The organism is Roseobacter sp. OBYS 0001, assembly GCF_019654895.1.
Lineage (GTDB): Bacteria > Pseudomonadota > Alphaproteobacteria > Rhodobacterales > Rhodobacteraceae > Roseobacter > Roseobacter litoralis.
In genome coordinates this window covers 441800-451405 of sequence record NZ_BPES01000003.1, presented here as the reverse complement: position 1 = coordinate 451405, position 9606 = coordinate 441800, and the positions used below count along the sequence as shown (strand labels likewise).

General features: G+C 51.1%; 10 protein-coding genes, 1 tRNA gene and 1 pseudogene. 11 read left to right on the top strand and 1 reads right to left on the bottom strand.

The annotated features are described in order from the left end of the window. Positions 1-375 precede the first annotated feature (375 nt). The 10 genes and pseudogenes from K5Q35_RS09960 (at position 376) to K5Q35_RS09915 (ending at position 7269) form a co-directional block, all read left to right on the top strand. Positions 376-768 carry a transposase gene (locus K5Q35_RS09960; protein WP_220799442.1) on the top strand — a complete coding sequence of 131 codons (393 nt, stop codon included), beginning with the start codon at positions 376-378 and terminating at the stop codon, positions 766-768. A gap of 138 nt (positions 769-906) precedes the next feature. Further along, complete coding sequence (locus tag K5Q35_RS09955; RefSeq protein WP_220799441.1) at positions 907-2028, top strand: hypothetical protein; 1122 nt, start codon at positions 907-909, stop codon at positions 2026-2028. A gap of 78 nt (positions 2029-2106) precedes the next feature. Further along, positions 2107-2388, top strand: a complete 282-nt coding sequence (locus K5Q35_RS09950; protein WP_220799440.1) for a hypothetical protein — start codon at positions 2107-2109, stop codon at positions 2386-2388. Positions 2389-2871: 483 nt separating this feature from the next. Then, on the top strand, positions 2872-3444 hold the full coding sequence (locus K5Q35_RS09945) for a hypothetical protein (RefSeq protein ID WP_220799439.1): 573 nt from the start codon (positions 2872-2874) through the stop codon (positions 3442-3444). Then, the gene (locus tag K5Q35_RS09940) at positions 3359-4243 is read left to right on the top strand and encodes a hypothetical protein (protein ID WP_220799438.1); all 885 of its coding nucleotides are present in this window, start codon (positions 3359-3361) and stop codon (positions 4241-4243) included. The genes K5Q35_RS09945 and K5Q35_RS09940 overlap by 86 nt, the downstream gene beginning before the upstream one ends. Positions 4244-4455: 212 nt before the next feature. After that, positions 4456-4619, top strand: a pseudogene (locus K5Q35_RS09935) (IS3 family transposase); the annotation flags it as partial. Positions 4620-4850: 231 nt separating this feature from the next. Further along, positions 4851-5471 carry a hypothetical protein gene (locus K5Q35_RS09930; RefSeq protein WP_308443345.1) on the top strand — a complete coding sequence of 207 codons (621 nt, stop codon included), beginning with the start codon at positions 4851-4853 and terminating at the stop codon, positions 5469-5471. A 5-nt stretch (positions 5472-5476) separates the two neighbouring features. Continuing rightward, entirely contained in the window at positions 5477-6046 is a 570-nt protein-coding gene (locus K5Q35_RS09925; RefSeq protein ID WP_220799437.1) for a hypothetical protein, read from the top strand. A gap of 132 nt (positions 6047-6178) precedes the next feature. Next, positions 6179-6403, top strand: a complete 225-nt coding sequence (locus tag K5Q35_RS09920) for an AlpA family transcriptional regulator (protein ID WP_220799436.1) — start codon at positions 6179-6181, stop codon at positions 6401-6403. A 17-nt stretch (positions 6404-6420) separates the two neighbouring features. Further along, positions 6421-7269, top strand: a complete 849-nt coding sequence (locus K5Q35_RS09915) for a reverse transcriptase domain-containing protein (protein WP_220799435.1) — start codon at positions 6421-6423, stop codon at positions 7267-7269. A gap of 208 nt (positions 7270-7477) precedes the next feature. Here the strand turns inward: K5Q35_RS09915 and K5Q35_RS09910 are convergent. Continuing rightward, positions 7478-7552 (bottom strand) — tRNA-Phe (locus K5Q35_RS09910). Between the two features lie 867 nt (positions 7553-8419). Here K5Q35_RS09910 and K5Q35_RS09905 point away from each other — a divergent pair. Further along, entirely contained in the window at positions 8420-9526 is a 1107-nt protein-coding gene (locus K5Q35_RS09905) for an AAA family ATPase (protein WP_220799434.1), read from the top strand. Positions 9527-9606 lie beyond the last annotated feature (80 nt).

Here is a 9606-nt window from a genome sequence, read left to right as displayed (position 1 = left end):
CTTACTTGGAGAACAGGCTAACTCAAAACACCGGACTTTTCAGGGGAGCAGGTCACGGAGGAACGCCTGACAGAACTGCGACTGCGCGGGCGTTCAATCGAGAAGGACTATAAGGACGCCCAAAGCGAACTACGCAGCTTAAAGCGAGCTCTTGTTCGACCCGCATCGAGTATAAGTAGAACTACAATCGAAAAATCGGTTCGCCTTCAGGCGCGATTAGCGCAGTGGGATGGGATGCAAGAAGCCGCCGATGGCCTTGTCGATGAATTGCTAGCAATAGCAAAGGAATGGTAAGCGTCCGGCCTCGCTGCTCTGACGGTTCATGGAGTGTGTTGATAGTGTCCACCGACGATAGTGGACATCTTGAGGACGGATATGGCGGGCAAGAAGGGTCAGAAGAAGCGGTTCTGGTCGGATGAGGAGAAGGTGTCGATCTGTGCGCAAACATGCGCGCCGGGGGTGTCGGTAGCGCAGGTCGCGCGGCGGTACGCGATGAACACCAACCTGATCCACAAATGGCTACGGGATCCCAAGTTTGCGCCTGATCCGGAGATCATCGAAGGTAAAGTTGCTGAGACGCCGTGCTTTTTGCCTGTGGAGGTTGTTGACCGGCCTGCCACTGAAGAACTGGTTCCCGCGCGTGCGGCCAATGCCACATCCAGCCACAGCGTGATTGAGATCGACATCGCGGGAGGTCATCAACTGCGGATTGTCGGTGGCTACGATCCCGAAGCACTGGCCCGGCTGATCCGAGGCTTGTCTGTATGATCCCTGTCCCTGCGAACACGCGGGTCTGGCTTAGCAAGCAGAAACGCAGACGTCGTGAGCGCTTGGAGACGACAAGTGGAACCGGGCTTTGGCCGCAGCACCGGATGGCATGCAGTGGCTGGGCGGTGAAGAATTGCCTTGTTCGATTGGCATCGGCATGAGGTTTCTCTGATAAACTCAGCTTCGATCATTCTCCCAGTTCATCTGAATTTTCTTTTCAATTTTTTTTTGATCGATATGGTTTATGTGCACATTGCGGCCATCAGCCCCAATTCACTATATTTATCAGAGATTTTGGAAATAAATATGTTCATCAGAGTTATTGCTTTAGCAGTCTGCTGCCCTTCACTTTTAACCGCTCAAACCCCGGACTTGGGGCAACCTATCAGTTGGTTCGACGCATTGTTGAGAGGCTTGGATTTTGGTCAATTTACACCGATTAATTTAATATTTCTTGTTGTCGGTGTTTTGATCACGTTAGCACTTGAGTGGTTCTACCTCAAAATCAGACGTAACCTTTTTAAACTCAACCCGCGCAGCGCATCGCGGTCGTTGGGTTTGATAGATTTCGGCAAATTTCGCGGTCACAAGCTGTTAACGCTTGGCGAAGGTGGCGCGGGAAAGTCTTCATTGCTTAAAGCAATGAGCCATGGAGCGGCAGGGCGATCTGACATCAAGACGGGCAAAGCGGACTTTGCTACCTTTGCCATGGCATTAGGAGTTAGTTCTGCAAACCCAAAAGGTTCCGGTTTGGTTATCAGTACTGTTGACTATAATGGGCAACGACCAGGATCGGTGACTGGCTTAATGGATCAACTTACACGTAAACATAGCCAACCAGTCACGGCAGTAATACTGGTCGTTGACGTTGTAGCCCCCCCTGAATCAGCGGATGAACCCATCCGTATTCAACGACAGGAAGTAGATCAAATGCGCATAAATCAGCAGACGATCGCATGGGGAGGAAATTCGCTTGAACTTATAAAGGGAGAGTTGAAATCTGGTGGTCCAAAATCTTTCATACTATTTATCAACGCGGTGGATGCAGTACAGAAGTATGCATATGTCTTGGGTCGCCCGCTTGAAGAGACTGATCGCGCGGAAATTATGGCTCATTTCGAAGACTTCCGCTCTCATCTCTCCAAGATCTGGCGCGACAGCAGTGTGAAGACGATAGTTGGTTCTGTAAATTCTTCCCATACAATAGCGGAACTACGCAATGTTCTGGAAGAAGACGCACAAAACGGCGGGGCGGGCTGAACCTTGGGCTGGCGGGATCGACAATCTGAAGATTACGGTGCGGTGGAACAGGACCAAGGCACTCGCAGGAGCTTATGGGTGCTGTTGCCTCTGGCTTTCATCGTATCTGTTCTGCTCAATTTCGTTTTGACTTTCGTCTTGCTGGGTTTTTCTGACATCAATTCGGATGCAGCAGGCAGTATTACTTCGCTGGAAAGCGATTTACAAAGTACAGAAGACGAACTGAAATCCAAGGCTTTTGTGCTAGAGCAGCTGCAACGTAACTACGACGGTGCTCTGGCAGAGATTTTAATTCTGAAAGGCGAAGTGCAGCGGCTCCAGCACCAGTTAGAACTACTGAAAACTGAGCCCAGCGAATAACTCATTGGACAGCTACACACGCTTTAATCTTCGTCGAAATTTTGTTTGGCAGTCAGAACTAAGCATGGCCAAAACAAACAATATCCGTCCGCAAGGGTTGCTAAGTATCTGAGCTTCGGGGCGAGGTAGGCAGGGGATGAAACGGCGGTATTTATTTACCCCCTTTCCTAGCGTTTTGTATTACAAAACACAGCTTGCTACAACATTGGTTCATATAAATATTGATGCTGTTGCGCCACCAGAGGTGGCTGTCTTGAAAGTGCTTCAGCACACAGCTCGCTACAATGACTTTATACACTTTGGTCTTTTCAACAATGGTTCGGACCAAAGGTAACCATCAACCTCAGTTTCAGTAAACGGGCTCAGGGGGCTGGTCAGTGAACTTTCATTTGACTTACAGTCTTCCTCACTGAAGAAGTGAATAATTCACAGAGGAAACAATTAATGTGCAAATTCTGTCGTCATATGATTTGGCTTCTGTTCATGTCGTTGATCACACTGTTAATGGCGGAGAAGGCGAACTCTGAAGATCTGAACTCAAGAGATATCGAGATCAACTTTAGTAATGACAAGAACCGAATGCGCGCGTCCTATCATCTGAATGGCCCTGACGAGATGGATATCATAGTTCGGATTCTATGCGAGCGCTCAGATACAACAAGCATTTTCTTTGGCTTCAGGTCGGCATCCAAAACCGATCCAACGTTGCAGAATTTATACCAAAAGAGGATAGATGTCTCGTTGAGCGCGCTTCGATTCGTGATCTATGCTGGCGATAGACTCGTGCGGTTCAGTGACCTCCACGCGCCTTTGATATACATCGAAGAAGAAGATGTCTTCGTGTTCTTTACAGAGGATCTGAGTAATCAGCCCACGGAAGAGTTGCGTGATATTATTTTGTCGATGACCGAACCTTTCTTCGAATACGACATTAGTTTTTCGTTAGGAAGGGGGCGTTCGACAAAAGCCTATGAAACAGGATTTCTGGCTAGCGGAGGTTCTGCCGAGCGATTTATTTCACAGACAATTATCAGGGATTTTTGTTTTGGTTTATAGCTTTCGTAAGTTTCTGGTGGGCCTTGCCCTGATGGCAGGAAGTACCTCGACCGCTGCTCACGCAGAGTACAGAGATTACAGAGTTGCTCAAGAGGGCTTGGAAGGCGCACTCAGTCTTTTTGTTTACGAACATTTCCACGGCGAAAAATTTGATCCCTCAAAAGGAGGAACCCCACCTCGCAATATAAAGAAGGCAGCGGAACTGTCATTTGGTTTTTGGCGCGAATTTCCCGAACGGAGCACGATCGAACCGTTAAAGGTAGCTCTTTCAAATGCTTTGGATACGCTTGCCGCCCAGCAGAAAAATTTAGGCGGTCGGCACACCAGTCTCGAGGCACTTGGGTTTGTGTCGCCTACATTTACTCCGCTTTCGAGTCTTCGGCACCTGGAACTTTCCGGGCTTTCCTCGTCTGAAATATTTAACAGAATGAAAATGGTTGAAGTTGTCGCCCAACGGTTCTCCGAATGGGCCAGCAGTGATGGAACCCGTGCCGCCGCCACTTTTTACTTCGGCCAAGACAGTATAGAGCATCTTGAGGCGTCCTGGAACGGCTATGCCTCTTATGCCCACATGCATGGTACATTCGACAACCTATGCCTCATCGCCATACAGCGCATTGCAAACCGGGATGGTATTACTCTTCCCCCTGCATTCAAAGAAGGTTCCTGCATGATCTTAAAACACGAAATCAGATTGAAAGCCTTTTCCGGAGGAAGTGGCGTTGCCAAAGCGTATGTTTGGGCTGCTCAGTTCGAACAAGACCCTGTTTTATACGTTCTGGACATAACCACAGAGTGACCGGTTCACCGGTCACATCTTCGCCGAGAGCCACGCATCGGCAACAATGCTTGTACAGAGTCAACACTTCGTCATTTAAAGGATCTCTCAAGTTTTGGGAGCTGTGCAACTTTCAAATGCACTAACTGTCTGTCGTCAACGCTTAGGGGTTCAAATAGCAGTATTTGATAATAGAGTGTTCTTGGCTCTTCGTAACCACTGAAGATTGGAAGATGAAACAGATAACTGGAACACTCAAAACCCAAGCGAGAAGGTCGTCAAATATGTCATCAAACGCGCCACGCCCAAGCACATTTCATCCGAAGAGAAGATCAGGATCGTGCTCGATGGCCTGCGCGGTGAAGACAGCATCGCCGACCTGTGCCGCCTTGAGGGTACATTCATGTTTCATCAGTGAAGCCGATTTATGATCAGCCAGTGTAGAAACTTGGAGAGTTGAAAACCGCCAAGAAATATTGCAATCGACGAGCTAGTATAGTGCGCTGCGGAGCGGAATCTATGCAGAGCCGTAAGTTTGACAAAAATCAAATTGCATAGAAAGCAAATCGTACAAAAACTTGCGAGCAATACCAAAAGTCCTAGACTGCTTTTCCAACCGGACTTAGCTTTGATCCGCGATATTCTGAAAGCCTTGGTCAAGACGGCTTCTGAGGTATCGAAGTCCATCGTTGGCTGGTTCTCATACGCCCGTCTCGATGAGAAAAGCGAATGGGATTTCAAAAAGAAGCACAGCTACTACACTTACATCGAAAAGCTTGATCTGCGCACCCTTCAGGGCGAACAGGTCAAAAGCTTTGAAGAATTGATGATTGCCAATTGGCTATACGAGAATGGCATCGAATACGAGTATGAACCCGACTACGAGCACAAGGTTTCTGAAGGCGGGTACCGCGATTACTGTCCTGATTTTCGCCTAACTAATAGCGGGGTGTACGTTGAGCACTTCGGCGTTCGGCGTTCGAAACTTGCAGACGGAACCTATCGTTTCACGACCGCGCCGTTCGTTGACCGTGAAGAATACCTCGCTGGTATGGAGTGGAAGCGCGATGTCCACGCTGAGCACGAAACTACTTTAATCGAGACGTTCAGTTACGAACGTGAAGATGGTCGCTTACTGGATGCGCTCGCAGAGAAAATAGCGCCTTTTGAAACGATCAATCCACGGTCAATCGAACTGACGAAGATCGTGCAGAAGCTTTCGGCGACCAATGTAGAAAAGAAATCTTAGGTATCTTGAGCGTTGTTGATGACGAAATCTTTTCTAATTTCTGGAATCGGCTGCGGGTAGAATGCCTGAAAATTCGCCGTGGCGTGGAGACTTCACCTAATGGGTTTCGATTGGCTCCTTTCGATATGTCCCTTACGCAGCGAAAGACGTGGCTCCAACGGCAGATCATTAACCCTATTGAGACGCTAGAGGCTGCTCTGGCCGATGAAAACGTTCCGCATTTCGCACATTGGGAACGGTATGGCGAAGTCGAATCTGTTGCTGACGAAGCGCTTCTCTCCAACCTCGCGGAATTGAAGAATAGGGCCACACGTTTACAGGCCGAATTTGCAGATGAAATCACTGGCGAAAGGGCAGGTAAAGTAACGCACACCCACGAGATCAGGTATTACATTGTCCACGTCTGTTTGTCTGAATTGCGCGAGTGCTACCCAGACCTCAAGCTATCAAGAGGAAATTGGGACAAGGAAATCAAGGTGGCAACGGGTGCGATCCCAGATTTTGTGCGTCGCATTTTTCTCGAAACCACAGGGCAGCATGAGCAGCTAGATGGGCCAATGCAGGCGAACATGTAAGCCTTTTGAAAACCCCACTTCAAATCGAGTTGAGACCTTCAGGACCTTAGCTCGCAATGCGTCCCAATCCGCGTCATCTTCATTCTTGTCGGAGCGCTCCTTCACAAACGCAAACATGTAGAAGGAAAGAAAATGGATATTTTAGATGGCCAAAAGGCCCTTGCAACACGCGCTGACCTCAAGCGCCTTGGTATTATCGTAAGCAACAGCACGCTATTGCGCTGGGAAGCACGGGGACGATTTCCGCGCCGTGTCCGCCTTGCTGGAACAAGCGTCGCATGGTTGCTGAACGAACTCGAACAATGGCTCTCTGAGCGCGCCGAAGAACGCTCTCGCACGCATTACGCCGAGTTCTAATACCGGCCTACCGTGAGATGCCCAAGCAGCTATGCTCTCCGGAGGACTTTCGTGCCCAGATTTGCGGCGGCGACCCAACCAAACCCTCCCTAATCCAAAAGAACGCGCTTCCGCACGGCGTCCCGCAAGGCGCTCCAATTTCTGACCTTATTGCCAACTTCTACCTCATCGACTTTGACGCAAAGCTGGACCAGTACGCACGTGAGCGCGGGGGCAAATACATGCGCTATTCAGACGACATTTTGCTGATCATCCCAGGCGGCGATACAGAGGCTGCGACAGCGACGGCGTTTGCGACAGATGAGATCAAGAAACACGGGGAAGCGCTCGAGATAAAAGCGGCCAAAACATGCATCGTCAAATTCACGGGCTCGGGAGAAGATCTGTCCTTTGAGCACCTAACCGGCCCGCAGGGCAAGAATGGGTTGGAGTACCTTGGCTTTAGGTACGATGGCAGGAAAGTCTATGTTAGAGAAAGCACCATTTCTCGCCTCTATAGAAAGGTGTCGGTCGCAGCAAAGCGTGACGGGACCATGCATGTCCTCTCCAATCCGACGGCAAGCAGTGCAACACTGATCGGAAGCTTCAACTACTCGCTTTTCAGTCAGAAATTTAGCCGCGTGAAGAAGGGTGAACTGACCGACGACTACAAAAGTTGGACCTTCTACAGTTACCTGAAACGTGCCGCGCAAACATTTGGCCCGAAAGGGGACCGCATCCTGCCGCAAGCTCGCAACTTCAAAGAGCAAATGAAAGAACGTGTGAGGAAAGCTATTGTGCGCGCCCATGTTCGGCATAAGTCGCAAATAGCCTCAGATGCGTTCTCGAACCTAAACGTTGAAACGCCCCCCAACAAGCGAAGTTGAAACAGCGCCAACATAGAGCCGATCATACCATTCGGGGCAAGTAGTCTCGTAAGTTCAACGAACTCATACTTTTCAGCCTTTGGCCAAAAGTCGATTTGGGGGAGTGAACTGACCAAATTAAACTGCACCCATATGGCACCCAGCACAAATCTCTAAATGTGCAACTTAAACTTAAAGCCGCTTAAGTAGCTGATATTATTTTGTTAAATGGTGCCCGGGGGCGGAATCGAACCACCGACACGAGGATTTTCAATCCACTGCTCTACCCCTGAGCTACCCGGGCAATATAAGTCAGTTCACTGACGAGGTGCCAGCGTTCTAGGAGTTTGGTAAGAAGGTGTCCAGCCCATATTTTGATATTATACCCATGTAACATAAACACTTTGATTCTAGTGCCAATGTTCAGATCTGGAGCCTTCCAAAACTTCTTAACAGGCAACGCGGAATCAGATCGTCGATCTTTGTTCCCAGCGGATTACACTTAAAGGCTCACCGGCCAATTCAAAAAGCAGTGGCAGGTGTGAGAGTCCATTAGCGATAAGCCTAAAGTGAAAGCAGAATGAAATGGCCAAAAGCTGAGGAATGTCGCTTGACGCTCGGATTCGAAGTACATATGCCTAGAGTGCTTGATGGCGAGTTGGCGGAGTGGTTACGCAGCGGATTGCAAAGCCGGTTGCATTTCGAGCGAAAACAAAAACTTAGCCTCGAAAAGTTATCAAGACAAATCAGGAACGCAATGTGAACCTGAGAACCTGCCAAGCGCAAATCCGTCTTCCTTTTCGAATAACGCAGTCCAGCGCTTTTTCGTTTCTTTTGAGCGCGTTGATACGCACGCGCCCGAATTTCCCGATCGTGATCGTCGAGAGGTCGAGCGCGCGGCCGAGGGGCTTTCGCTTCTAACGCTTGACGAGATCGAAATACTTTCGGCCTTTGGGTGCTTTCAAACCGCTGACAACCGGGTAACGAGGTCATGGCGGGGCCGTTTGCTTAGGGCTTGTGCATCGCTACGGCGGATCGAGCCGTCGCTAATCCCGGCTGCTGTTGAACTGGCGCAAGTCCGGCGTCGCAAGATCGACGCGATTTTCGCGGACGGCGAGGATCGCTGGCTTGTTTCGCCCTTCACCGCCGCGCCACGCGGATCGGGGGACGAATGAACGCTTTCATTCGTCCCGGATCACCAGAAGCTGCGCCGATCGACCCTCGATCGCTTTTTGCGCGCGCGGCTGGCCTCGCGGATCAACCGATCCCACCTCGGGAGTGGCTTGTACCTGGACTCGTTCCGGGTGGCACAGTGACCATGCTGGGTGGTGACGGTGGCACCGGCAAAAGCACACTTGCCCTTGGCCTCGCCGTCGCGACTGTCGCGGGCGTCCCGTGGGTTGGCAGGTCGATCGAGGATTGCGGCCCCGCCGCATACCTCTCGGCCGAAGACGACAAGGACGAATTGCACCGACGGCTTGATGCGATCTGCCGGGCTAAAGGTGTCGCGATCGACGGCCTGCATGATCTAAGCTATCGCTCGCTTGCGGGCGAAGACGCGCTCTTGGCGGTCCTGAACCGCGGCACGAATACTCTTACGCCAACGCCGCTTTACGCCGCCCTCGACCAATGGATGGCAACTGAGCGGCCGTCGCTGATCGTTCTCGACACGCTGGCAGACCTGACGGCTGGTGAAGAAAACAACCGCGCCCACGCCAGACAATTCATCGGCATGTTGCGGCACTTGGCAATCACTCACAACACGGCCGTCATGCTTCTGGCGCACCCGTCGTTGACCGGGATTTCGAGCGGATCGGGCCTGTCGGGTTCGACCGCTTGGAACGCCTCAGTCCGCTCGCGCCTCTACCTCGAACGGATTTCAGAAGATGGATACGAGCCAGACCCGGACGCCCGTCGCCTGTCCACCAAGAAGGCGAATTACGCCCGCACAGGCGATGAATTCCTTCTGCGCTGGCAGGACGGGGCATTCATGCCAGATGCGCCCGCTGGCGGGCTGGACAGGGCCGCTGGTAATGCCACCGCCGAGCGCGTGTTTCTGAACCTTCTACGTGAGTTCGTTCAGCAAGGACGGCGGGTAAACGCCAGCGGTGGGACGACTTACGCGCCAAAGGTATTCGCCGCTCACCCCGGCAGCGAGGGCATAACCAAGCGCGCAATGACGGGTGCAATGGAGCGCCTTCTGCAAGCCGGGAAAGTCCGTATTGAAACCGAGGGGCCGCCCTCTCGGCGCGTCAGTTTCTTGGAGGTTTCACTATGAATTTCACACCTCTTCAAACCCCCTTCACCCCCACTTCATCCCCCCTAGCCACACACACCCCTTATACCCCTAAGGGTGTG

Excerpts from the sequence above, each read along its gene's own strand:
- K5Q35_RS09960 (WP_220799442.1), top strand. The coding sequence starts at position 376 with ATGGCGGGCAAGAAGGGTCAGAAGAAGCGGTTCTGGTCGGATGAGGAG.
- K5Q35_RS09945 (WP_220799439.1), top strand. The coding sequence starts at position 2,872 with ATGTCGTTGATCACACTGTTAATGGCGGAGAAGGCGAACTCTGAAGAT.
- K5Q35_RS09940 (WP_220799438.1), top strand. The coding sequence starts at position 3,359 with ATGAAACAGGATTTCTGGCTAGCGGAGGTTCTGCCGAGCGATTTATTT.
- K5Q35_RS09920 (WP_220799436.1), top strand. The coding sequence starts at position 6,179 with ATGGATATTTTAGATGGCCAAAAGGCCCTTGCAACACGCGCTGACCTC.
- K5Q35_RS09915 (WP_220799435.1), top strand. The coding sequence starts at position 6,421 with ATGCCCAAGCAGCTATGCTCTCCGGAGGACTTTCGTGCCCAGATTTGC.
- K5Q35_RS09905 (WP_220799434.1), top strand. The coding sequence starts at position 8,420 with ATGAACGCTTTCATTCGTCCCGGATCACCAGAAGCTGCGCCGATCGAC.